The organism is Pseudomonas sp. MH9.2 (genome assembly GCF_034353875.1).
GTDB lineage: Bacteria > Pseudomonadota > Gammaproteobacteria > Pseudomonadales > Pseudomonadaceae > Aquipseudomonas.
In genome coordinates, this window is sequence record NZ_CP133784.1 from 4,194,168 (window position 1) to 4,218,986 (window position 24,819).

A 24,819-nucleotide genomic window follows, 5' to 3' on the forward strand; every position below is an offset into this window, starting at 1 on the left:
GCCTCCTTCGATGGCTGTGCACCGGCAACCTACCATAAGTGCATGCCAGCAGCCGTCACTCAGTGACTTTTCATGCGGTTAGTCGGAAGAAAGCGCACGGATGACTTGACTTGAAGAGGTCTAATCACAACAATCCAACGTTCGCTGTAGATGGACTGCCAGAAGCAGACCCTCTCGGTAGATCATGAGGCGCACATCCGCGTCGACCTGTAACACCCGCAACGCGTTACCTCGCGCTGGGTGGGAAAGCCCCGCAAACACTTTGGGGACCTCCCAATACTTGCTCAGTCAGTGCTGACGTAGTCGGCGACCACCGTCGCTCATGCTCTGCTAGCAGTAAACCTATTAAGACCCGTCCCTTTTTTGTGGGCGGTATTCTGGCGTTTTAGAGGTGAACAACGTGGAGCTTTTATCTGGCGCTGAAATGGTCGTCCGCTTTTTGCGTGACGAAGGCGTTAAGAATATCTATGGGTACCCTGGTGGTGCCCTCCTGCATATTTACGACGCGCTGTTCAAAGAACCGGCTGTGACTCACATCCTGGTTCGTCATGAGCAAGCAGCAACTCATATGGCTGACGGTTACGCCCGTGCCACCGGTAAAGCCGGTGTGGTACTGGTGACTTCGGGCCCTGGCGCGACCAATGCCATCACTGGCATCGCAACCGCCTACATGGACTCGATCCCGATGGTGATCCTGTCTGGCCAGGTTCCGAGCACCATGGTCGGCACCGACGCGTTCCAAGAGACCGACATGATCGGTATCTCCCGGCCAATCGTGAAGCACAGCTTCATGATCAAAAGCGCTGCGGAAATTCCTGAGGTCCTGAAAAAAGCGTTCTACCTGGCGCAATCCGGCCGTCCTGGTCCGGTGGTGGTTGATATCCCGAAAGATATGACCAACCCGGCCGAGAAGTTCGAATACGTCTTCCCGAAAAAAGCCAAGCTGCGCTCTTATAGCCCGGCTGTGCGTGGTCACTCGGGGCAGATTCGCAAGGCAGTGGAAATGCTGTTGGCGGCCAAGCGGCCGATCATCTACGCAGGCGGCGGCGTCATTCTGGGTCATGGCTCTGCGCCATTGACCGAGCTGGCACAGCTGCTGAACGTACCCGTCACCAATACCTTGATGGGGCTTGGTGCTTACCCGGGCAACGACCGACAGTTTCTCGGCATGCTCGGTATGCACGGCAGTTACACCGCCAACCTGGCCATGCACCATGCTGACGTGATCCTGGCGGTCGGTGCGCGGTTTGATGACCGAGTGATCAACGGCCCGGCAAAATTTTGCCCGAACGCCAAGATCATCCACATCGATATCGATCCGGCTTCGATCTCCAAAACCATCAAGGCCGACGTCCCGATCGTAGGCCCGGTAGAGAGCGTGTTGACCGAAATGGTCGCCACCCTCAAGGACATCGGCGAAACCCCTAACAAGGAGTCGGTTGCCAGTTGGTGGAAGCAGGTCGATGAGTGGCGCGCTGATCGCGATATGTTCCCTTACAACAAGGGTGACGGCAGCATCATCAAGCCTCAGACCGTTATCGAGACGCTCAGCGAAGTCACGCGTGGCGATGCCTACGTGACCTCCGACGTGGGTCAGCACCAGATGTTCGCAGCTCAGTACTATCGCTTCAACAAGCCTAACCGCTGGATCAACTCCGGCGGACTGGGCACCATGGGCTTCGGTTTCCCGGCGGCCATGGGTGTCAAGCTGAACTTTCCAGAAGCGGATGTCGCTTGTGTGACGGGTGAAGGCAGTATCCAGATGAACATCCAGGAGCTGTCCACCTGCCTGCAGTACGACTTGCCGGTGAAGATCATCAACCTGAACAACGGCGCGCTGGGTATGGTGCGTCAGTGGCAGGACATGAACTACGGCGCTCGTCATTCACATTCCTACATGGAGTCCTTGCCGGACTTCGTAAAACTGGCCGAAGCCTATGGTCATGTCGGGATGCGAATCACTGAGTTGAAAGATTTGAAGCCGATGATGGAAGAAGCCTTCGCCATGAAGGACCGCCTGGTGTTCCTTGATATCAAGGTTGATACCAGCGAGCACGTCTACCCGATGCAGATCAAAGACGGCTCCATGCGCGATATGTGGCTGAGCAAGACGGAGCGGACTTAATCATGCGGCACATCATTTCTCTTTTGCTGGAAAACGAACCTGGTGCATTGTCACGGGTTGTTGGTCTGTTTTCGCAGCGCAACTACAACATCGAAAGCCTGACCGTGGCGCCGACTGAAGACCCGACCCTGTCGCGCCTGACGTTGACCACCGTGGGGCACGATGAGGTGATCGAGCAGATCACCAAGAACCTCAATAAATTGATTGAAGTGGTCAAGTTGGTCGATCTGTCTGAAAGCGCGCACATCGAACGCGAGCTGATGCTGGTCAAGGTCAAGGCCACTGGCGCCCAGCGCGCCGAGATCAAGCGCACCACGGATATTTTCCGTGGGCAAATCGTTGACGTATCCAGTAGCGTGTACACCGTGCAACTGACCGGAACGAGCGATAAACTGGACAGCTTCATTCAGGCTATCGGCACTTCGGCGATCCTGGAAACAGTACGCAGTGGCGTGACGGGCATTGCCCGTGGCGACAAAGTGCTGAGCATTTAACTCATTACGCAAATGGCCTGAACGGCCAGGATAACAGGGGAATTTCATGAAAGTTTATTACGACAAAGACTGCGACCTTTCGATCATCCAGGGCAAAAAAGTGGCCATCATCGGTTACGGTTCCCAGGGCCACGCTCAAGCGTGCAACCTGAAAGACTCCGGCGTAGATGTCACTGTTGGTCTGCGCAAGGGTTCGGCTACTGTCGCCAAGGCTGAAGCTCATGGCTTGAAAGTGACTGACGTTGCTTCTGCTGTTGCTGCTGCTGACCTTGTCATGATCCTGACCCCGGATGAATTCCAGTCCCAGTTGTACCGTGACGAAGTCGAGCCGAACCTGAAGAAAGGCGCAACCCTGGCTTTCTCCCACGGCTTCGCGATCCACTACAACCAGGTCGTGCCTCGCGCTGACCTCGACGTGATCATGATCGCGCCGAAAGCACCGGGTCACACCGTGCGCTCCGAGTTCGTCAAAGGCGCAGGTATTCCTGACCTGATCGCTATTTACCAGGATGCATCCGGCAACGCCAAAAACGTCGCACTGTCCTACGCTTCGGGCGTTGGCGGCGGCCGTACCGGTATCATCGAAACCACGTTCAAAGACGAAACCGAAACCGACCTGTTCGGCGAACAAGCCGTTCTGTGCGGCGGTACCGTTGAGCTGGTCAAAGCAGGCTTTGAAACCCTGGTTGAAGCTGGCTACGCGCCGGAAATGGCTTACTTCGAATGCTTGCACGAATTGAAGCTGATCGTTGACCTCATGTACGAAGGCGGTATCGCCAACATGAACTACTCGATCTCGAACAACGCTGAATACGGCGAATACGTGACCGGTCCGGAAGTGATCAACGCCGAATCGCGTCAGGCCATGCGCAACGCCCTGAAACGCATTCAGGATGGTGAGTACGCCAAGATGTTCATCAGCGAAGGTGCCACTGGCTACCCTTCGATGACTGCCAAGCGTCGTAACAACGCTAATCACGGCATCGAAATCATCGGTGAAAAACTGCGCTCCATGATGCCGTGGATTGCAGCGAACAAGATCGTCGACAAAGCCAAGAACTGATCCCTGGTTCCAGGATTTTGTTTTGGAAAAACGCGGCTTCGGCCGCGTTTTTTCGTTTTGGTTGCACGCTTCTGGTATAAAGCTGCATCGTTTGATGACGAACCCTCGTCGCAAACATCTGTCGAAACTCTCCACACCGTTGCAAGGTATTGTCCATGAGCGAACGTCCCGAAGAGCCAAACCAGGCCTCTGACGCCGAAAGCCTGCTACCGATCGATGAGCACATTGAAGAAGGGCATGATGCCGAAGGGCGTAAGGTCCGGCATCGTGGTATCTATCTGCTGCCTAATCTGTTCACTACAGCGAACCTTTTTGCTGGCTTCTATTCCATCATCAGCTCGATGAGTGCGCAGAGCGCGTTGAGTGCTGGCGATCAGGTCGGGGCGAGCAAGTATTTTGCCTTTGCCGCTATCGCCATTTTCGTCGCGATGGTACTCGACGGTCTTGATGGTCGTGTCGCACGCATGACCAATACTCAGAGTGCCTTCGGTGCCGAGTACGACTCGCTCGCCGACATGGTTGCCTTTGGTGTCGCGCCCGCCTTATTGGCGTTTGGCTGGGCATTGGGGGATATGGGCAAGGTCGGCTGGATGGTCGCCTTCATCTATGTCGCCGGTGCTGCGCTGCGTCTGGCACGGTTCAACACTCAGGTCGGCAAGGCCGACAAGCGCTACTTCATTGGCCTGGCCAGTCCGGCTGCGGCGGGTGTTGTGGCGGGAACGGTCTGGGCCTTCAGTGACTACGGCATCCAGGGATCGAAAATGTCGTTTCTGGTTGCTTTGCTGGTGGCTGCCGCTGGCATGCTGATGGTCAGCAATATCAAATACAACAGTTTCAAGGAGTTGGATCTCAAGGGGCGCGTGCCTTTTGTCGCCATTCTTGCCGTCGTATTGGTCTTTGCGGTCGTGTTCAGTGATCCGCCTCGTATCCTCCTGCTCGTGTTCCTTGCCTACGCAGCCTCAGGGCCAGTGCAATATTTGTTACGACTTCGTCGTCACAAATCGGCTGAGTGATCTGCAATTTCTACCATACTCCACAGCCTACTGGTGCATAAGTTCCTCTAGCTGTGGAGTCATCAATGCTAATCAAGCTACCTGCGGCATCCGCCTGTAAAGAGTCGGATGTTACGCCTGAATCATTCTATATCTCCCGTCGCGCATTGCTCGGTAGCTCCATCGCCGGACTGGCCATCAGTGCGCTGCCGCGCTGGGCCAGTGCCGCTGATCCTTCTCCCTATGCGGGGGTAGAACCGGGTTCTGCGCCTGCATGGTTCAACGCAAAACTGCCTGATACCAAATGGCAGGCCGTCACCGTCAAGGGTGAGGCGATTACGCCATTCAAGGACGCAACTCACTACAACAACTTCTATGAGTTCGGGACCGACAAGGGTGACCCTGCGAAAAATGCGGGCACCTTGAAAACCGAGCCGTGGAGTGTGGTGGTCGATGGCGAGGTTGGAAAACCAGGGCGTTATGCGCTCGAAGACTTCATGAAGCCCTATCAACTGGAAGAGCGAATCTACCGACTGCGTTGTGTAGAGGCCTGGTCGATGGTCATCCCCTGGATCGGCTTTCCCATATCGGAATTGCTTAAGCAGGTGGAGCCCACTTCGAAGGCCAAGTACATCCGCTTCGAAACACTTCAAGATCCTAAAAGCATGCCTGGCCAGCGCTCCGGCTTTGCCCTGATCGATTGGCCCTATGTCGAGGCCTTGCGTCTGGATGAGGCGATGAACCCCTTGGCTATTCTTGCGGTGGGTATGTATGGGCGGGATCTGGCCAATCAGAACGGCGCGCCTTTGCGTCTGGTCGTGCCATGGAAGTACGGCTTCAAAAGCGTGAAGTCGATTGTGCGTATCAGTCTGGTCAGCGAGCAGCCAAAAACGACGTGGCAGAGCATCGCGTCGAGTGAATATGGCTTTTACGCCAATGTGAATCCGACTGTGGATCATCCTCGGTGGACGCAAGCGCAAGAGCGACGCCTGCCGAGCGGGTTGTTCAGCCCGAATATCAGGCGGACGGAAATGTTCAATGGTTATGGGGAGGAGGTTGCCTCCTTATATAGCAACCTAGATCTGCGGAAGAACTACTGATGCGTTATCCCTTTTGGCGCGTGGGCGTCTTCGTTGCAGCGTGCGTAGCCCCTATTCTTTGGTTGTATCAGGCCTGGAGCTTTGCTTTGGGGCCTGATCCCGGCAAGATCCTGGTCGATCGCCTGGGGTTGGGTACCTTGATTTTGCTTCTGATCACGTTGGCGATGACTCCGTTGCAGCGGTTGAGCGGTTGGGCGGGATGGATCGCGGTCCGTCGGCAGCTTGGATTGTGGTGTTTCGCTTATGTGGTCATGCACCTGAGTGCCTATGCGGTCTTTATCCTCGGGTTGGATTGGGCTCAGTTGGGGGTAGAGCTGATTAAGCGGCCCTACATTATTGTCGGCAGTCTGGCGTTTGTTTGTCTGCTGGCGTTGGCGGTCACTTCCAATCGCTATAGTCAGCGCCGATTAGGCGCTCGCTGGAAGAAGCTTCACCGATTGGTTTACGTGATTCTTGGGCTGGGATTGCTGCATATGCTCTGGATAGTTCGCGCAGACCTTAAAGAGTGGGCTGTCTACGCAGTCATTGGAGCATTGCTGTTAGTCCTGCGAATCCCGGCAATTGCTAGGCGTATCCCTCGGTTAAAGGCTCAAAAGGCACCCGCTGTAACAAAGGTCACAATAAGCCCTTGACGCCCCGTAAAATCTGTCTATAATTCGCACCTCTTCCGGAGCAGATGAAACGGAAAACTCCTTGTAAATCAAAGAGTTATCCAGAGTAAGCGGCGAGGAAGGGGTTTTGATCTTCTGGATCGAAAGCGGTAGAAAAGAGGTGTTGACAGCAGCGTGTAACGCTGTAGAATTCGCCTCCCGCTAACGAGAGACGTGAAGTTGATCGAAGCGCAAGTGGTTGAAGTTGCAAAGGAAACTTTGAAACTTGTTAAAATAACCGCTTGACAGCAACAAGGGCTGCTGTAGAATGCGCGCCTCGGCTGAGACGAAAGATCTCAACCACCCGCTCTTTAACAACTGAATCAAGCAATTCGTGTGGGTGCTTGTGTTGTAAGACTGAAGTCAACTGATTATCAGCATCACAAGTTACTCCGCGAGAAATCAAAGATGTAACCAACGATTGCTGAGCTAAGTTTAGGGTTTTGTCAAAACCCAAAGATGTTTGAACTGAAGAGTTTGATCATGGCTCAGATTGAACGCTGGCGGCAGGCCTAACACATGCAAGTCGAGCGGCAGCACGGGTACTTGTACCTGGTGGCGAGCGGCGGACGGGTGAGTAATACCTAGGAATCTGCCTGGTAGTGGGGGATAACGTTCGGAAACGGACGCTAATACCGCATACGTCCTACGGGAGAAAGCAGGGGACCTTCGGGCCTTGCGCTATCAGATGAGCCTAGGTCGGATTAGCTAGTTGGTGAGGTAATGGCTCACCAAGGCTACGATCCGTAACTGGTCTGAGAGGATGATCAGTCACACTGGAACTGAGACACGGTCCAGACTCCTACGGGAGGCAGCAGTGGGGAATATTGGACAATGGGCGAAAGCCTGATCCAGCCATGCCGCGTGTGTGAAGAAGGTCTTCGGATTGTAAAGCACTTTAAGTTGGGAGGAAGGGCATTAACCTAATACGTTAGTGTTTTGACGTTACCGACAGAATAAGCACCGGCTAACTCTGTGCCAGCAGCCGCGGTAATACAGAGGGTGCAAGCGTTAATCGGAATTACTGGGCGTAAAGCGCGCGTAGGTGGTTCGTTAAGTTGGATGTGAAATCCCCGGGCTCAACCTGGGAACTGCATTCAAAACTGTCGAGCTAGAGTATGGTAGAGGGTGGTGGAATTTCCTGTGTAGCGGTGAAATGCGTAGATATAGGAAGGAACACCAGTGGCGAAGGCGACCACCTGGACTGATACTGACACTGAGGTGCGAAAGCGTGGGGAGCAAACAGGATTAGATACCCTGGTAGTCCACGCCGTAAACGATGTCAACTAGCCGTTGGGAGCCTTGAGCTCTTAGTGGCGCAGCTAACGCATTAAGTTGACCGCCTGGGGAGTACGGCCGCAAGGTTAAAACTCAAATGAATTGACGGGGGCCCGCACAAGCGGTGGAGCATGTGGTTTAATTCGAAGCAACGCGAAGAACCTTACCAGGCCTTGACATCCAATGAATCTGCTAGAGATAGCGGAGTGCCTTCGGGAGCATTGAGACAGGTGCTGCATGGCTGTCGTCAGCTCGTGTCGTGAGATGTTGGGTTAAGTCCCGTAACGAGCGCAACCCTTGTCCTTAGTTACCAGCGCGTAATGGCGGGCACTCTAAGGAGACTGCCGGTGACAAACCGGAGGAAGGTGGGGATGACGTCAAGTCATCATGGCCCTTACGGCCTGGGCTACACACGTGCTACAATGGTCGGTACAGAGGGTCGCCAAGCCGCGAGGTGGAGCTAATCCCAGAAAACCGATCGTAGTCCGGATCGCAGTCTGCAACTCGACTGCGTGAAGTCGGAATCGCTAGTAATCGCGAATCAGAATGTCGCGGTGAATACGTTCCCGGGCCTTGTACACACCGCCCGTCACACCATGGGAGTGGGTTGCACCAGAAGTAGCTAGTCTAACCTTCGGGAGGACGGTTACCACGGTGTGATTCATGACTGGGGTGAAGTCGTAACAAGGTAGCCGTAGGGGAACCTGCGGCTGGATCACCTCCTTAATCGAAGACATCAGCTTCTTCATAAGTTCCCACACGAATTGCTTGATTCATTGAAAAAGACGATTTAGAAGCAGCCCGAAATTGGGTCTGTAGCTCAGTTGGTTAGAGCGCACCCCTGATAAGGGTGAGGTCGGCAGTTCGAATCTGCCCAGACCCACCAATTTTGTGTGGGAAACGCCTGTAGAGATACGGGGCCATAGCTCAGCTGGGAGAGCGCCTGCCTTGCACGCAGGAGGTCAACGGTTCGATCCCGTTTGGCTCCACCACTTACTGCTTCTGTATTGTAGAGTTTAGAAATGAGCATTCCATCGGTTCGATGGTGAATGTTGATTTCTAGTCTTTGATTAGATCGTTCTTTAAAAATTTGGGTATGTGATAGAAAGTTAGACCGGACAGCACTTTCACTGGTGGTGTTACGGGCTAAGGTAAAATTTGTGAGTTAAATTGCGAATTTTCGGCGAATGTCGTCTTCATAGTATAACCAGATTGCTTGGGGTTATATGGTCAAGTGAAGAAGCGCATACGGTGGATGCCTTGGCAGTCAGAGGCGATGAAAGACGTGGTAGCCTGCGAAAAGCTTCGGGGAGTCGGCAAACAGACTTTGATCCGGAGATGTCTGAATGGGGGAACCCAGCGGTCATAAGACCGTTACCTTACACTGAATACATAGGTGTATGGAGCGAACCAGGGGAACTGAAACATCTAAGTACCCTGAGGAAAAGAAATCAACCGAGATTCCCTTAGTAGTGGCGAGCGAACGGGGACCAGCCCTTAAGCTGTATTGAGATTAGCGGAACGTTCTGGAAAGGACGGCCATAGTGGGTGATAGCCCTGTACGCGAAAATCTCTTTGCAGTGAAATCGAGTAGGACGGAGCACGAGAAACTTTGTCTGAATATGGGGGGACCATCCTCCAAGGCTAAATACTACTGACTGACCGATAGTGAACTAGTACCGTGAGGGAAAGGCGAAAAGAACCCCGGAGAGGGGAGTGAAATAGATCCTGAAACCGTATGCGTACAAGCAGTGGGAGCCCACTTTGTTGGGTGACTGCGTACCTTTTGTATAATGGGTCAGCGACTTATTTTCAGTGGCGAGCTTAACCGAATAGGGGAGGCGTAGCGAAAGCGAGTCTTAATAGGGCGTCTAGTCGCTGGGAATAGACCCGAAACCGGGCGATCTATCCATGGGCAGGTTGAAGGTTGGGTAACACTAACTGGAGGACCGAACCGACTACCGTTGAAAAGTTAGCGGATGACCTGTGGATCGGAGTGAAAGGCTAATCAAGCTCGGAGATAGCTGGTTCTCCTCGAAAGCTATTTAGGTAGCGCCTCATGTATCACTGTAGGGGGTAGAGCACTGTTTCGGCTAGGGGATCATCCCGATTTACCAACCCGATGCAAACTCCGAATACCTACAAGTGCCGAGCATGGGAGACACACGGCGGGTGCTAACGTCCGTCGTGAAAAGGGAAACAACCCAGACCGTCAGCTAAGGTCCCAAAGTTATGGTTAAGTGGGAAACGATGTGGGAAGGCTTAGACAGCTAGGAGGTTGGCTTAGAAGCAGCCACCCTTTAAAGAAAGCGTAATAGCTCACTAGTCGAGTCGGCCTGCGCGGAAGATGTAACGGGGCTCAAACCATACACCGAAGCTACGGGTATCACTTAGGTGATGCGGTAGAGGAGCGTTCTGTAAGCCTGTGAAGGTGAGTTGAGAAGCTTGCTGGAGGTATCAGAAGTGCGAATGCTGACATGAGTAACGATAATGGGTGTGAAAAACACCCACGCCGAAAGACCAAGGTTTCCTGCGCAACGTTAATCGACGCAGGGTTAGTCGGTCCCTAAGGCGAGGCTGAAAAGCGTAGTCGATGGAAAACAGGTTAATATTCCTGTACTTCTGGTTATTGCGATGGAGGGACGGAGAAGGCTAGGCCAGCTTGGCGTTGGTTGTCCAAGTTTAAGGTGGTAGGCTGAGATCTTAGGTAAATCCGGGATCTTAAGGCCGAGAGCTGATGACGAGTGTGCTTAGGCACACGAAGTGGTTGATGCCATGCTTCCAAGAAAAGCTTCTAAGCTTCAGGTAACCAGGAACCGTACCCCAAACCGACACAGGTGGTTGGGTAGAGAATACCAAGGCGCTTGAGAGAACTCGGGTGAAGGAACTAGGCAAAATGGCACCGTAACTTCGGGAGAAGGTGCGCCGGTGAGGGTGAAGCATTTACTGCGTAAGCCCATGCCGGTCGAAGATACCAGGCCGCTGCGACTGTTTATTAAAAACACAGCACTCTGCAAACACGAAAGTGGACGTATAGGGTGTGACGCCTGCCCGGTGCCGGAAGGTTAATTGATGGGGTTAGCTAACGCGAAGCTCTTGATCGAAGCCCCGGTAAACGGCGGCCGTAACTATAACGGTCCTAAGGTAGCGAAATTCCTTGTCGGGTAAGTTCCGACCTGCACGAATGGCGTAACGATGGCGGCGCTGTCTCCACCCGAGACTCAGTGAAATTGAAATCGCTGTGAAGATGCAGTGTATCCGCGGCTAGACGGAAAGACCCCGTGAACCTTTACTATAGCTTTGCACTGGACTTTGAATTTGCTTGTGTAGGATAGGTGGGAGGCTTTGAAGCGTGGACGCCAGTCTGCGTGGAGCCAACCTTGAAATACCACCCTGGCAACTTTGAGGTTCTAACTCAGGTCCGTTATCCGGATCGAGGACAGTGTATGGTGGGTAGTTTGACTGGGGCGGTCTCCTCCTAAAGAGTAACGGAGGAGTACGAAGGTGCGCTCAGACCGGTCGGAAATCGGTCGTAGAGTATAAAGGCAAAAGCGCGCTTGACTGCGAGACAGACACGTCGAGCAGGTACGAAAGTAGGTCTTAGTGATCCGGTGGTTCTGTATGGAAGGGCCATCGCTCAACGGATAAAAGGTACTCCGGGGATAACAGGCTGATACCGCCCAAGAGTTCATATCGACGGCGGTGTTTGGCACCTCGATGTCGGCTCATCACATCCTGGGGCTGAAGCCGGTCCCAAGGGTATGGCTGTTCGCCATTTAAAGTGGTACGCGAGCTGGGTTTAGAACGTCGTGAGACAGTTCGGTCCCTATCTGCCGTGGACGTTTGAGATTTGAGAGGGGCTGCTCCTAGTACGAGAGGACCGGAGTGGACGAACCTCTGGTGTTCCGGTTGTCACGCCAGTGGCATTGCCGGGTAGCTACGTTCGGAATAGATAACCGCTGAAAGCATCTAAGCGGGAAACTAGCCTCAAGATGAGATCTCACTGGGACCTTGAGTCCCCTGAAGGGCCGTCGAAGACTACGACGTTGATAGGTTGGGTGTGTAAGCGCTGTGAGGCGTTGAGCTAACCAATACTAATTGCCCGTGAGGCTTGACCATATAACACCCAAGCAATTTGCGTCGAAAGAGCAGATTGCGGTGTGTGAAGACGACACAAACCGAAAATTGGCAACAACCCACAGATCTATCACATCCCCATTAGTTGGCCCGTTGCGCGCAAGCACGACGATCCGGCAGCCGAATTTCTTGACGACCATAGAGCATTGGAACCACCTGATCCCATCCCGAACTCAGCAGTGAAACGATGCATCGCCGATGGTAGTGTGGGGTTTCCCCATGTGAGAGTAGGTCATCGTCAAGATTGAATTCCGAAACCCCTGTTTGCTTACGCAAACAGGGGTTTTGTTTATGCGCGGAGAAAACATCCTCCCCATCAAAAAGGCCTTAGTCCGCTCGCATCGGAACCTGTACTCGCATGCGGTAAAAAATTTGCGCGGCTATTTTTTGGGTAGACCACTAGAATGGGCCGCTATCCTTTCGTCTTTGAGTCTCCAGTTCTATGCCCGATCAAGCCAACTCCAGCGGCCTGGCCCAAGTGCCGCTAGATGAGTTGCCGCTCGATGATTTGGTGGCTTGTCATGAATGCGATCTGCTCATGCGCAAGCCCGTGTTGTCCCGCGGCGAAAAAGCTCAGTGCGTGCGCTGCGGCTACGAGCTTTATGCCCAAAGGCACAATGTCGTTCAGCACAGCTTGGCATTAGTGATCGCGGCATTATTGCTGTACATCCCCGCGAACTTTTTGCCCATCATGCATCTCAATCTCCTGGGCCAAACCTCGAAAGACACCGTTTGGACGGGCGTGCTGGGATTATTCGATACCGGCATGCAAGGCGTCGCAGCGGTGGTGTTTCTGTGCAGCATGGGTATCCCGTTACTCAAATTGCTCTGTCAGTTGTCTGTGTTGCTGAGCATTCGTTTGAATGTTGGCCGGAGCTTTGGCCTGCTGCTCTACCGTATTTATCATCACCTTCGTGATTGGGGCATGCTTGAGGTGTATCTCATGGGCGTGCTGGTCGCGCTGGTCAAGCTTTCCGACCTCGCTGAGCTGACTCTGGGCGTGGGGCTGCTATGTTTTATCGGCTTGTTGTTGGTTCAGGTCTGGCTTGAAGTGACCATGTCGCCCCACCAGATTTGGCAGGCGTTATCAGGTGGAGATGCACATGCGGGCGATTGATGCCGGGATTCTGATTTGTGCGGAATGCCATGAACTCAACAAAGCTGACCCGGACAATGACAACCTGACGTGTACTCGCTGCGGAGCGCAGGTACACCCTCGTCGCCCTGACAGCATGAAGCGCACGTGGGCATTGCTGGTGACTGCGGCCATTTTGTACATCCCTGCCAATATGTTGCCGATCATGACAGTCAGCTCATTGGGGCAGGGTGATCCCTCGACCATCATGTCAGGCGTCATTCAACTGATGCAACATGGGATGTACCCCATTGCCATCGTGGTGTTCGTAGCCAGTATTCTAGTGCCCACGTTCAAATTGATCGGTCTGGGCCTACTGCTTTTCTCGGTACAGCGTCGTCAGCCCTTATCGGCGCAACAGCGCATCATCATGTACCGCTTCATTGAGTTCATCGGTCGCTGGTCTATGTTGGACATATTCGTGATCGCCATTCTTGTGGCTGTGGTGAATTTTGGCCGCATCGCCAGTGTCGAAGCTAATCTTGGCGCAGTCGCTTTTGCCAGTGTGGTGATTTTGACGATGCTCGCCGCAGTAACTTTTGATCCCCGACTTATTTGGGACAACACGGAGTCGGATGACGACCATGAGTGATTTGCCTACCGCTAAAACCCGCCCTGCGTCCAATTGGTCTGCGATCTGGATACTGCCCTTGATTGCGTTGATCATTGGCGGGTGGCTTGGCTGGCGGGCATATAGCCAGTCAGGCATCGAGATTGAGGTGCGTTTTGAAAGTGGCGAAGGCATCCATGCCAACAAGACCGAAGTGGTCTACAAAGGCATGTCGATCGGCAAGGTCAAGGCCTTGACGTTAGATGATGAAGGCAATACAAAAGGCGTTATTGCAACCATTGAAGTGAACAAAGAGGTCGAACCGTCCCTGCGGGCCAACAGCCGTTTCTGGCTGGTAAAACCGAGCATCACGTTGGCAGGGATCACCGGTCTGGAAACTTTGGTGTCGGGTAACTACATTGCCGCAAGCCCTGGCGATGGTGAGCCAACACGCAAGTTCAAAGCGTTGGCAGAGGCACCACCGCTCTCGGACAGATTGCCGGGGCTGCACCTGACCCTCAAGGCCGACCGTTTGGGTTCGTTGAATCGAGGCAGTCCGGTGTTCTACAAGCAGATCCAGGTTGGGCAGGTCAAAAGCTATGTCCTGTCGGAAGACCAAGGCACGGTCGAGATTAAAGTCTACATCCAGCCGACCTACGCCAATCTAGTGCGTAAACACACACGTTTCTGGAACGCCAGCGGCATTAGCATCGACGCCAATCTGTCTGGAGTAAAGGTGCGCAGCGAGTCGCTGGCCAGCATCGTTGCTGGCGGTATTGCCTTCGCTACGCCAGAGCACCGAAAAGACAGCCCACCCACCGACCCCAGTCTGCCTTTTCGTCTGTATGAGGATTTTGACGCCGCTCAAGCCGGGATACGGGTCAAGCTCAAGCTGAGCGACTTCGAAGGTTTGCAGGCCGGCCGTACGCCCGTGATGTACAAGGGTATTCAGGTCGGCAACATGAAAACGCTCAAGGTCGATCCCGATCTTTCCAGCGCTACGGTCGAATTGGCCCTGGACCCTTTGGCTGAAGACTATCTGGTGGAAGGCACCCAGTTTTGGGTAGTCAAACCCTCAATTTCGCTGGCGGGCATTACGGGTTTGGAGGCATTGGTCAAAGGTAACTACATCGCGGTTCGTCCCGGCGATCTAGGTTCGCCGCCCAGACGCGATTTCGTCGCCAGAGCCAAGGCACCACCACTGGACCTGCGCTCGCCAGGTCTGCATATGGTGCTGTTCAGCGACACACTGGGTTCGCTGGATGTCGGCAGTCCTATCCTTTACAAGCAGGTTAAGGTCGGCTCAATCCAGAGCTATCAATTCTCCCGCGACCAGAAACAAGTCGTGCTCGGCGTACATATCGAGAAGGAATACGAAAATCTGGTCAATGGCTCGACTCGCTTCTGGAATGTCAGCGGCATCACACTGAAGGGGGGGTTATCGGGTATTGAGGTCAAAAGCGAGTCCCTACAAAGTTTGATGGCGGGGGGCATATCCTTTGAAACGCCGCTGGCCAAATCGCCGCTGCAAAAACGTATCCCTCGCTTCCGCTTGTTTGCCAGCCGTGATCTGGCCACACAGCGCGGGACCGAAATCACGATCAAAGTCGACCGTGCAGACGGTCTGCATCCCGGTACGACAATCCGCTATAAAGGTCTGGATGTCGGCAAGGTCGAAGACGTCGATCTGACCAGTGATCTACAGGCGGTGATGCTGACGGCGCGGATCACCGAAGTACCCGACAAAATCGCCCGTGTGGGCACCGAGTTTTGGGTGGTCAAGCCAGAAGTGGGATTGATCAAAACCTCGAATCTCGAGACTTTGGTCACCGGCCAATACCTGGAAGTGTTGCCGGCCAGCAAAAGCGCGGGACCGCAGAAAAGCTTTGTTGCGTTGAAGGCCCCTCCGAATGCTTCCGCACGTGACGAGGGATTGAGTGTGGTCCTGAGCGCGCCACGTCGTGGCTCAATCAAGCCGGGTGTGCCGGTGACTTACCGTGAAGTGACAGTAGGCAAGGTCATGAGCTACGAATTGAGCCCGACGGCTGATCGTGTATTGATCCACATCCTGATCGAGCCGCGTTATGCGTCGTTGGTTCGGGGCGGCAGTCGTTTCTGGAACAGCAGTGGCTTTGGCGTTGACTTCGGCTTGTTCAGAGGTGCGACCGTCCGTACGGAGTCGCTGGAGACGCTGATCGATGGCGGCATCGCGTTTGCCACGCCGGAGGGGGAGCGCATGGGGAGTCAGGCGCGACCTGAGCAAACCTTCCCGTTGTTCGACAAAGCCGAGGATGAATGGCTGCAGTGGGCGCCCAAGATTTCTCTCGGGAAGTAGAGCAGTCAACGCGGTGTGCCAGGCACACCGCGTTGGCTTCTTCAGCTGCACATCAGGCCAGCACGGTCTCTGCTTCAGGATCTGCCGCCACTGCTTTCACCTCGTCATGGCGACGGATGTATTTCCAGTCGGCCTCGTCGATGTAAATGCCGTTAGGTCCGCTACCGCCTTCCAGATCGATCGCAACGTGTGCCGAGACCTGGGGTTTGACGCTGGCCAGAATCGGTACAAAGCCTAGCTGCAAACTGGTCTCCAGCAAGGCGGCCTGGTTTTTCTCGTCAATGTCGGCCGCTTCGTCGAGGTAGTAAGGCAGACGAATGCGCCCGGCTTGATCGCGATCCATCAAGTGCAGCAACAAATACATGTTGGTCAGCGCTTTGATGGTCATGGTCGTACCGTTAGACGCCGCACCATCGATATCGGTATGAATCACGGGTTGGCCGTTGACCTTGGTGATTTCGAAGGCCAGTTCGAACAAATCCTTCAGGCCGAGTTGGTTGTGGTTAGCCGCCACCAACCGTGCCAGATATTCCTTGGCCTCTTCGTTCTTGTTGTCCTGATCGGCACTTTGGCTGAGGTCGAATACCGACAGCGTTTCGCCTTCTTCGTACTGACCAGCGCTATGGATGATCTGGTCGATGTGTTTGAGTGCTTCCTTGTTCGGCGCCAGAACGATGCGGAAACTCGCCAGGTTGGACACCTGCCGTTTGTTGATCTCGCGGTTGAACAGCGCCAGTTGATGCTCAAGGCTGTCGTAGTCGCTGCGAATATTACGCAAGGTCCGGGCGATGTCGGTCACTGCTGCACGCCGTGCTTTACCCAGAGTAAGTGCCTCGTCTTGGCGATGCGCGTAGGCGTTGATCAGCAAGTGCAGGCGACGCTCCATGTCATCTTCACTGTCGAATTTGGCTACACCCTTGAGGCGCACTTGAGCGTAAAGCGCTTCAATCTGGCCATCGCTGCGCTGCAAACCCTGCCAGCTGTCCTGATAGTCATTGAGCAGCGGCAGCAGGTTCTCCAGCGAGTCATCCACCGGTTCCATGAACGGCGTACCGAACGGCATATCTGCAGGCAATAGCTGACGACGACGCAGGGCGTCATCCAGCGTGCGTTGCTTGGCTTCCATGTCGCCGATCTGCCGACCGACCAGTTGCAGCTTGGCGGAGAGCTGCTGCACACGTTCGGTGAAAGCATCGCTGGAGCGTTTGAGCTCGTCCTGCGCGGCTTCCATTTGCGCCAGCTGTTCGAGTTTCTCCGGCTCTTCCGCATTCAACGTCTGGCTGCGACGGAAGTCTTCCAGCGCTTTTTGCGCGTCCAATACCTGCTGGTACAGGGCTTCGGTCTGCGTTTTGCTCGCCGCCCGGTCCGAGGCAACGGCCTGTTGGACTTTCAGCTGCTTGAGTTCTTTTTCCAGACGTTCTTTCTGATCACGCAGTGCCGCACGGTCAGCCAGGGCTTGCAGCGCGGGCGGTTCAATGTGGGAAAGATTGATCGTCAGGCCCGGGACTTCGAAGCGCTCGCCTTTAAAGCTGTCGAGGATCAGCTCCAGTGATTTGACCCACGCGTCGCCATCATCGAGTGCAATACCCTGCTCGCCGAGTGGCAGGCTGAATAGCGCGCTGTTGAACAAACGCATCAACCGCTCGACATCTGGCTGCGAGAACTCTTCGCGCAAGCGGGCATAGCTGTTGTTGTCAGCGTGATCGAGTTGTTGCTTGACCGACTTCAGGCGTTTTTCCAGATCGCGCAGGCGTTCATCCAGGTCCTCGGCGCTGAACTGCCGGGACTGGGCCAGCGCACCGGCCAGTTCATCGTGAGCATCCTTGGCTGCCAGCAATTGCTGCTCCAAGACCTTGACGTCATCGACCAGCGCAAAACGATGCTTGAGTACCGACAACTCGCCGATCCAGCGCTGAATACCGCTGATTTCTCGCTCCAGGCGCATCAACTCCTGAGTCCCGCCACGCTGATCGTTTTGCAGCGAGTCCTGCTCGTTTCGGTAATGTTCGGCCTGGATCACCAGCTCTTCTTTGCGCGCGTTGGAATAGTCCTGCCACGTGCCCAGTAGCGAATCGAGCAGCGGTGACAGTCGGTGCAGTTTGCCGCGTAGTACTTCCCGCTGCTTGACCCCAGAGGACAGGGCTTCGACCAGTGGACCGGCGAGAACCAGTGCGTTGTAGTCCTGTTCCATGCGGCGTACGTCGCGGAAGGCTTCTTCGCACGCGGCGATGTAATCAACGCTGCCGGACCGCAAGCTGTGTTCAAAGGCATCGAGGAACAACTGCTTGAGTTTCGCCGCCGTGATTTCGCGCATATGCAGCAAGTTGATGAACAAGGCTCGGAAGGTCTTCAGGCTCTGTTCGCTGGTGGAGCGCAGCGGGATCAGGGTCAGGTCCAGCGGGATCGACGTATGACCACCCACCAGCAGGCGACGCAGTTCATCGGGCTTCAGCTCATAGGCTTTCAGGCCGTGGCTTTCCAGGTTGCTGAACAGCTCTTTTTGCCGCAAGCAGGTGTCATTTTTCTGATAGTGCGCCAGGTCCAGTTTGCCAGCGTAAGCAAAAAACTGGTGACCGAACCCACCGCCCGGTCCGCGTCCGACCACGCCAATCACATGCGGGCCGTGGGGCAGCGAGACTTCCACCAGGATGTAACTGGTGTCGGAGGCGAAATAGAAGCGCCGCGACTGTTCCAGGCTGTACTTACCGAAACTCATGTCCGACATGCGCGCCAGAATCGGGAATTGCAGGGCGTTGATCGAGGCGCTTTTGCCCAGGTTGTTCGCGCCGTACACCGACAAGGGGTGTTCCAGCGGGAACAGACCAAGGCTGTAGCCAGCCGTGTTCAGCAGGGCAAAGCGGCGGATGCCATAACGTTCCTGGCTCATGCGTCCATCTCCTGTTGCTCGGCGGCAATGGCCCGGGCCAACGCCTGCGCTTCGGTTTCTTCAGGTTCGTCGAACTCGGCGAGATCCAGCGGGTCATCGGTTTTCAGGAGTTTTTCGTCGCTGTCGCTGTCATCGTCAATCAGGATCGGCGTGGGCAGTGGCAACACGCTGTGCAGGCTGGCCGCCAGATCACGGTCCTGTTGCACCGATAGGCAGACGTCGAGGAAACGGTGCATCGGCGGCAGGAATCGGTAGATGCCGTTTTCTTCGTTGGCGAAACCGAGCTGGGTCATGCGGCGCATGATTTTCTCTTCCAGCTCTTCCTGGGTTTGTACTTCGGCTTGCACAAACAGGTCGCGGTATTTTTCCAGCAACGAAGGCAGCTCATCACGGCCCAGGCTACCGCCGTCGAGCACTGCGACCGGGTCGCGGCCCTGATCGGCCAAGTGCTCGACGATGATGAAGGTGAACAGCGCCAGGCGTTGCGCGGTCTTGTTCACCTGTGCGGCGGCCATTTCCGGGACGAAGTAATAGAAACCGCGGGTGTCGCAGACCAGTTCAAAGCCCAGGGCCTTGAACAGCGTTCGGTACTGGTCCTGGCAATTGGACAGCTGCGCATACAGCTCCGGGTCGCGGCGGCTGATGTGGTAACCCTTGAACAGCTCGCGAAAAATCGGCGCCAGCTGGGACAGTTCGGATAGATCAAGATGCATGAGGGGTGCTCGCGGAATTCTCTAGGTGCTCGTCTCGGCTAGAGAGCAGGGCGAAGGAGCGCAGGCTGACCTGATGCTCCTGCGTGTTGTAATCGCGACGTTCAAGGCGCTCACGGGTAAAACGCTTGTCCCGCGACAGGCGCGAGAACCAGTACAGCAATTCGTCGGTGGCGCCGTCCGGTTCTTGCTCCAACAGCCAAACCATCAAATCCGGCATCGGCAGGGCGTCTTCGCAGCGCTCCAGCATTTCTTTGACCGTGCGGGGCGCGCGGGGCGGTTCGCCTTTGCGTGTGACGTTGGCCTTGGGGAATTTCGCCGGTTTCGGTTCGAAGCGGGCCAAGGCATACACATAGGCTTCAACCTGACTGGCGCTGCCCAGGAACGTGCTTTGTGGTCGAGTGAACATCGACATAGCCGCTTGCGGCACGGCATCCAGCCCTTTACGGCGGATAGCAGAAAGCGCCAGCGCCGCACCACGGGTGACTGCGTTATGCCGGCGGGCTTCCTCACGCAGCGGCAACAGCAGCTCGCGGGCGTGACGCAGGGTCAGTTGAGCGCTGGTTTGCATCTCCAGGATGCGTGCGTGGGTACGCAGCAACATGTCGTCATCGACCAGATGGCCAAGGCGCTGCTGTTCGGTGAGCAGGCGCAGCAGAACATTTTCCACCTTGCGCACGCCCTGTTCGAACGCCCCGTCGGCGTTGACCAACTGGATCATCGGTTCGATGTACTCGTCCCAGGTCGCCAGCACCTCGGCATAGCGCTGACGCAGCGGAATCTGCCGGTCACTGGTCTTGGCCCGGTCAGCCACGGCGACCAGCGCCTGCTCATCATTGGCCAGCTTTTTCAGAACATCGCGCACACGCATGTCCAGCAGACGCAATTGCCGCGCCAGGTCGTTGGCATCGCGGATGTCGAAAGCGTCCTGGATATAGCCTGCCAGACGCTCCAGATGGCGTAGATAGGCTTCGATCTCCAGACACAGGCCAAGGCGATGTTCACGCCGGAGATAGGACAGAAAGTCATGGATCTGTGCGTTCAGTTCAAAACGGTTAGGGCTTTTAGCTACCGGAACCAGAATATCCAGACGAATCCACACGTCCAGCAGGCTGGTGATGTCTTGTGGCGTGCTATCCAGTTGCTGGGCGGCCAGTTGCAGGCGCAGTTCGCTCAGGCTCAAGGTGCCTTGGTCGAAGTGTTCGCACAGTGGCTCAAGGAGCGCCCAGTGTTCGGCAAGGGCGCGCAATACGCGCTTAGGTTCGATCATGGGAAGGCCGGTTGGTTGGCAAATAAAAGCAGCGATTGTACTGCATCGGCTACCTGAGATTTCACCTCCGGGCGATCAACTGCGGCGGGAATCGGCGAAGGGCGGTAGAATCGCCGACTTAACTTATCCACAGGTGGCTGACCTTTGCTTAATGAGTCCCGCCGCCGCGCTTATATGACTGCCATGCAGGTGGTCAATTGGCTGCCGCGCACCGAACTGCCCTTTGCCGCACCTTCACGCCCGGAATTGCTCGGGCCCTTGCCGTTGCCGGTCGAACAGGCTGTTGCTTCGCCTGCGCCCGCCGTCGCTGTTACGCCAGTCGCCACGCCTGTTGCGCGTCCGGTAGTCGAGCGGCCGAAAATCGAAGTGCCCCGTCCGTCGCTTTCCAGCACCCGAAATGGTGCCGTGGCCGACGCAGAGGTCGCTGCACCAGCACCAATCAAGGCCGTTGCCGTTCCTCCTCCACGCTTTGCCTTGCAACTGCTGCGGGCCGGGCGTTGCCTGGTGCTGGTCGAGTTACCCACAGGCGAGGCATTTCAGAGTCGCGACCCGTCCTATATGTTGCTCAAGGACATGTTGCGTGCCGCCGGTCTGCCTGACAGCCCGCAAATCATTGGCGAGCCGGTGCGTTGGCCATTGTTGGTCCGTGGTCAATTGGACCAGGGCCCCGCAGCCGCGCGTGATTTCGTGCAGGGATTTGTCCTCGCCCGACTGGAAGATGAGCCGTGTGCATGCCTGTGGCTGATCGGCTTGCCTGCGGTGCGATTTGCTGGCGAAGCCACTGCCGAGTCCTACAATCAAGAATTGCAGATCGACGGTCTGGGCAGTGCCTGGGCGCTGCCCGGTCTGGAATTATTAATGGATGAGCCGCAACGCAAGGCCGATGTCTGGCAAGCCATGCGTCGGCTGATGACACGCTGGAAAACGATTGATGACTGACGTTTCAATAAAGAGCCCCTCAATGAGCGACGCTGTAACTTTCCGCCCGATGACCGAAGCGGACCTGGACGCTGTACTGAAAATCGAATACGCGGCGTTCAGCCATCCCTGGACCCGAGGCATCTTTCTCGACGGGCTCAAATCCTACGAAATATGGCTGATGTTCGAAGGCGCCCAGCAAGTCGGCCACGGCGTGATCAATGTCATTATCGACGAAGCGCACCTGCTCAATATCACCGTCAAGCCAGAAAGCCAGGGCCGTGGTCTGGGCCTGCGCTTGCTGGAACACCTGATGTCGCGGGCCTACCAGATGAACGGCCGCGAATGTTTCCTCGAGCTGCGCGCGAGTAACCAAGCAGCCTATCGCCTGTATGAGCGCTACGGCTTCAACGAGGTGGGCCGCCGTCGGGATTATTACCCTGCGGTCGGCGGGAGCGAAGACGCGCTGGTCATGGCCTGCACCCTGTTTGAATAGTCGTTACTCTGGCTTGCCGTCGAGCGGATCGTGGCGAGCCAGTTCGGCTTCATCCAGGCCATCACCACCCCCGATGTCATCTTCATCGACGACACTCAAATCCCAGTCGGTAGGGCGGTTTTCGCCAGCTTCATTAGCTGAACGTGCGCCATCTTCGTCGATCATGTTTTCCGGGTCCAGGTCATCGTCGGTAGAGTGGTGATCCGGGGTCGACGCGCCGGTCATCCCCGCTTCACGAACCCGCTTGTCCGGGAACTCATGTTCGAGTTCGTTTTCTGGCACAAGATCGCCGATGCGACCGGTGTCCTCCTCTTCATCGAAGTGCAATTCTTCCATCGAGCCCATACGGTCTTCATTGTCATCGATCGGTTCAGGCTGTGGGGCACCGTAAGGGCGGCGTGATTCAGTCATGGCAATTCCTCATGTTTTGGGGCCTTATAAAGATTGACCGGCCGCAACGATGAAGATTCCTTTTGTATCCTCAGCAAAAGTAGTGGCACATAAGCGTGACCCAGACAGCCGGGCGCCAGTCAAAGCTGGGCATCATTTTCGAGGCTTCAACGCATGAACGAACTACAAGATCTGATTGATAACAACGAGCGCTGGGCCGACGCGATCAAGCAGAAAGACCCGGAATTTTTCGCCAAACTGGCCCGCCAGCAAGCGCCTGAATACCTGTGGATCGGTTGTTCTGATGCACGCGTGCCAGCCAACGAAATCGTCGGCATGCTGCCGGGCGATCTGTTCGTACACCGTAATGTCGCCAATGTTGTGCTGCACACTGACCTTAATTGCCTGTCGGTGATTCAGTACGCGGTGGACGTGCTCAAGGTCAAACATATCCTCGTCACTGGCCACTATGGCTGTGGCGGCGTACGTGCAGCGATGCAGAATCGCCAGCTTGGCTTGATCGATGGCTGGCTGCGTTCGATCCGCGATTTGTATTACGAAAACCGCGTCCCCTTGGCCCTGCTGCCAACTGAAGAAGAGCGTGTTGATCGGCTGTGCGAACTAAACGTGATCCAGCAAGTGACCAATGTCGGCCACACCAGCATTGTGCAAAATGCCTGGCATCGGGGGCAGAGCCTGTCGATTCACGGCTGCATCTACGGGATTAAGGATGGCCGCTGGAAAAGCCTGAACGCGACCATCACCGGTTTCGAGCAGCTGCCGCCGCAATACCGGCTTCGTCCGCTGGGTGAATGAAAGGCAAGGCGACTCATTCCTTGAGTCGCCTTGTATCCGCTTTTTTTAAAGTGGTGGCTGAGCCAGCACCGAGCCAGTCGGCGGCTGCACGTCGTGGGTCACTCGGCATCGCACGGGCTAGGCTCGGCCTTCGTACGGAAGTGATTACCGCCATTCCTTTTCGCGAAATACATGGCTTCATCGGCGTGCTTGAGCAGCTGTTTCTCTTCTATGCCATGTTCGGGGTAGAGCGCGATCCCGATGCTCAGCAGAGTACACAAGCCTTGACCTTCCATGTTCAGCGGGTGACTAAGCTCGCGATGGATTTTTTCAGCCACCCGCAAGGCGTCCTCCGGTAACTGGATGTTGTGCAGCAGCACCAGAAACTCGTCACCGCCGATGCGCGCAACCGTATCGGTTTCGCGCACGCATTGTTTTAGGCGCTGTGCCACTTCTTGCAGTAACTGATCGCCTGCCGCATGGCCGAGGGTGTCGTTGACCTGTTTGAACTTGTCCAGATCGAGGTAGAGCAGGGCGAACTGGCCTTGTTCGCGCCGGGCCATCGCGAGTGCAGTCTGCAGCCGATCCTGGAACAGTCCGCGATTGGGTAACTGGGTCAGTTGGTCATATTGGGCCATGTATTGCAGTCGAGCGTGCAGTTGTTTGCGCTCGATAGCGGCGGCGACTTGAGTGGAGACGAACTGCAACAGCTCTTGATCCTTCACGGTATAGCGTGTGCCACCTGAGTAGCTCTTGACCACCAAAGCACCGATAGTGCCCCGGTTCGAGTGCAACGGTACGCCCAGCCAGCACAGCGAATCGGTGTCGAACTCGGCGCGTAAATATTCCGGAAAGGTGGTCAGTGTCTCGGGGGTCAATAGCAGCGGGAGCCCGGTGCGGATCACCTCGGCACTCAAAGAGTCGGTGACTGTTTGTGGATCGGGTGCCTGGTCCTGTTCATCCACGTGGTAGGCAAAGCTCAACTGGTCACTCTTTTCGTCGTACAGCGTCACGGAAAAATTCAGTGCGGGCAGCAGTTCGCCAATGATCTGATGAATGCGATGAAACAGGGCGGGCAGATCCTCGGCGGCGTGGGCGGCTTCAGAAATGGAGTACAGCGCGGCTTGTACCGACTCAGACTGTTTGCGCTCAGTGATATCACGTGCAACCCCGATCCTTAGTTGATCGACTTCCGACCAGCGGGCCGACCACATGATGTGCACGATTTGCCCGTCTTTGCGCACATAACGGTTTTCGAAATGGGGTTTAGGCTGCCAGCCGATGATTTCGCTGGCGGCCAGCAGCGTCCGCGCTCGATCTTCGGGCAGCACCATGTCTATCATGACCCGGCCGATCATTTCCTCGGGCGTATAGCCGAAAATGCGTTCACACGCAGCGCTCACAAATACAAAGCGGCCCTGAGAGTCCACCACGCAGACAGCGTCGAGCATCAGGTCAACAAAGTTGCTCAACTGTGGGTAGGGTTGTTCCATA

Annotated in this window: 17 protein-coding genes, 2 tRNA genes and 3 rRNA genes; 17 read left to right on the forward strand and 5 right to left on the reverse strand. The window is 55.5% G+C overall.

The annotated features are described in order from the left end of the window. Window positions 1-400 precede the first annotated feature (400 nt). The 14 genes from RHM55_RS19275 to RHM55_RS19340 all read left to right on the forward strand — a co-directional run bounded on the left by RHM55_RS19275 (window position 401) and on the right by RHM55_RS19340 (window position 15,859). Entirely contained in the window at window positions 401-2,125 is a 1,725-nt protein-coding gene (locus RHM55_RS19275; RefSeq protein ID WP_219063790.1) for an acetolactate synthase 3 large subunit, read from the forward strand. 2 nt (window positions 2,126-2,127) lie between these two features. Further along, on the forward strand, window positions 2,128-2,619 hold the full coding sequence (gene ilvN / locus RHM55_RS19280) for an acetolactate synthase small subunit (protein ID WP_219063789.1): 492 nt from the start codon (window positions 2,128-2,130) through the stop codon (window positions 2,617-2,619). A 46-nt stretch (window positions 2,620-2,665) separates the two neighbouring features. Then, window positions 2,666-3,682, forward strand: a complete 1,017-nt coding sequence (ilvC, locus tag RHM55_RS19285; RefSeq protein ID WP_219063788.1) for a ketol-acid reductoisomerase — start codon at window positions 2,666-2,668, stop codon at window positions 3,680-3,682. Window positions 3,683-3,837: 155 nt separating this feature from the next. Continuing rightward, window positions 3,838-4,695, forward strand: coding sequence for a CDP-diacylglycerol--serine O-phosphatidyltransferase (gene pssA / locus RHM55_RS19290; protein WP_322177854.1), 858 nt, complete (start codon window positions 3,838-3,840; stop codon window positions 4,693-4,695). A gap of 65 nt (window positions 4,696-4,760) precedes the next feature. Next, the gene (gene msrP, locus RHM55_RS19295) at window positions 4,761-5,774 is read left to right on the forward strand and encodes a protein-methionine-sulfoxide reductase catalytic subunit MsrP (protein WP_322177855.1); all 1,014 of its coding nucleotides are present in this window, start codon (window positions 4,761-4,763) and stop codon (window positions 5,772-5,774) included. After that, window positions 5,774-6,406: a protein-methionine-sulfoxide reductase heme-binding subunit MsrQ gene (msrQ, locus tag RHM55_RS19300; protein WP_322177856.1), complete on the forward strand. Its 633-nt coding sequence runs from the start codon at window positions 5,774-5,776 to the stop codon at window positions 6,404-6,406. Before msrP ends, msrQ begins: the two co-directional genes overlap by 1 nt. Before the next feature lie 483 nt (window positions 6,407-6,889). Next, a 16S ribosomal RNA gene (locus tag RHM55_RS19305) occupies window positions 6,890-8,428 on the forward strand. 83 nt (window positions 8,429-8,511) lie between these two features. Next, window positions 8,512-8,588 (forward strand) — tRNA-Ile (locus tag RHM55_RS19310). Window positions 8,589-8,618: 30 nt separating this feature from the next. After that, window positions 8,619-8,694 (forward strand) — tRNA-Ala (locus tag RHM55_RS19315). Window positions 8,695-8,930: 236 nt separating this feature from the next. Beyond that, window positions 8,931-11,821: ribosomal RNA gene (locus RHM55_RS19320) — 23S ribosomal RNA — on the forward strand. A 146-nt stretch (window positions 11,822-11,967) separates the two neighbouring features. Further along, window positions 11,968-12,083: ribosomal RNA gene (rrf, locus tag RHM55_RS19325) — 5S ribosomal RNA — on the forward strand. The 16S, 23S and 5S rRNA genes sit together here with 2 tRNA genes alongside, the layout of an rRNA operon. A 198-nt stretch (window positions 12,084-12,281) precedes the next feature. Continuing rightward, the gene (locus RHM55_RS19330; RefSeq protein ID WP_322177857.1) at window positions 12,282-12,956 is read left to right on the forward strand and encodes a paraquat-inducible protein A; all 675 of its coding nucleotides are present in this window, start codon (window positions 12,282-12,284) and stop codon (window positions 12,954-12,956) included. Next, on the forward strand, window positions 12,943-13,566 hold the full coding sequence (locus RHM55_RS19335; RefSeq protein ID WP_322177858.1) for a paraquat-inducible protein A: 624 nt from the start codon (window positions 12,943-12,945) through the stop codon (window positions 13,564-13,566). Before RHM55_RS19330 ends, RHM55_RS19335 begins: the two co-directional genes overlap by 14 nt. Beyond that, window positions 13,559-15,859, forward strand: coding sequence for a PqiB family protein (locus RHM55_RS19340; protein ID WP_322177859.1), 2,301 nt, complete (start codon window positions 13,559-13,561; stop codon window positions 15,857-15,859). The genes RHM55_RS19335 and RHM55_RS19340 overlap by 8 nt, the downstream gene beginning before the upstream one ends. Before the next feature lie 52 nt (window positions 15,860-15,911). On the opposite strand, the gene mksF is transcribed toward RHM55_RS19340, so the two are convergent. The 3 genes from mksF to mksB are packed head-to-tail and all read right to left on the reverse strand — an operon-like array spanning window position 15,912 to window position 20,726. After that, on the reverse strand, window positions 15,912-18,746 hold the full coding sequence (gene mksF, locus RHM55_RS19345) for an Mks condensin complex protein MksF (RefSeq protein WP_322177860.1): 2,835 nt from the start codon (window positions 18,744-18,746) through the stop codon (window positions 15,912-15,914). Continuing rightward, window positions 18,743-19,459, reverse strand: a complete 717-nt coding sequence (gene mksE, locus RHM55_RS19350; protein ID WP_322177861.1) for an Mks condensin complex protein MksE — start codon at window positions 19,457-19,459, stop codon at window positions 18,743-18,745. The genes mksF and mksE overlap by 4 nt, the downstream gene beginning before the upstream one ends. After that, window positions 19,449-20,726, reverse strand: a complete 1,278-nt coding sequence (gene mksB / locus RHM55_RS19355; protein WP_322177862.1) for an Mks condensin complex protein MksB — start codon at window positions 20,724-20,726, stop codon at window positions 19,449-19,451. Before mksB ends, mksE begins: the two co-directional genes overlap by 11 nt. A gap of 144 nt (window positions 20,727-20,870) precedes the next feature. On the opposite strand from mksB, the gene RHM55_RS19360 reads away from it, so the two are divergent. Further along, entirely contained in the window at window positions 20,871-21,665 is a 795-nt protein-coding gene (locus tag RHM55_RS19360; protein ID WP_322177863.1) for an energy transducer TonB, read from the forward strand. Between the two features lie 22 nt (window positions 21,666-21,687). After that, a complete protein-coding gene (gene rimI, locus RHM55_RS19365; protein WP_219063424.1) occupies window positions 21,688-22,140 on the forward strand; it encodes a ribosomal protein S18-alanine N-acetyltransferase in 453 nt (150 codons plus the stop codon). Between the two features lie 3 nt (window positions 22,141-22,143). Here the strand turns inward: rimI and RHM55_RS19370 are convergent, their stop codons facing one another. After that, window positions 22,144-22,551 carry a serine kinase/phosphatase gene (locus RHM55_RS19370; protein ID WP_322177864.1) on the reverse strand — a complete coding sequence of 136 codons (408 nt, stop codon included), beginning with the start codon at window positions 22,549-22,551 and terminating at the stop codon, window positions 22,144-22,146. A gap of 153 nt (window positions 22,552-22,704) precedes the next feature. Here RHM55_RS19370 and can point away from each other — a divergent pair, with 153 nt between their 5' ends. Then, window positions 22,705-23,346, forward strand: coding sequence for a carbonate dehydratase (can, locus tag RHM55_RS19375; RefSeq protein ID WP_322177865.1), 642 nt, complete (start codon window positions 22,705-22,707; stop codon window positions 23,344-23,346). A 98-nt stretch (window positions 23,347-23,444) separates the two neighbouring features. On the opposite strand, the gene RHM55_RS19380 is transcribed toward can, so the two are convergent. Beyond that, entirely contained in the window at window positions 23,445-24,818 is a 1,374-nt protein-coding gene (locus RHM55_RS19380; protein ID WP_322177866.1) for a diguanylate cyclase domain-containing protein, read from the reverse strand. Window position 24,819: the final 1 nt, after the last annotated feature.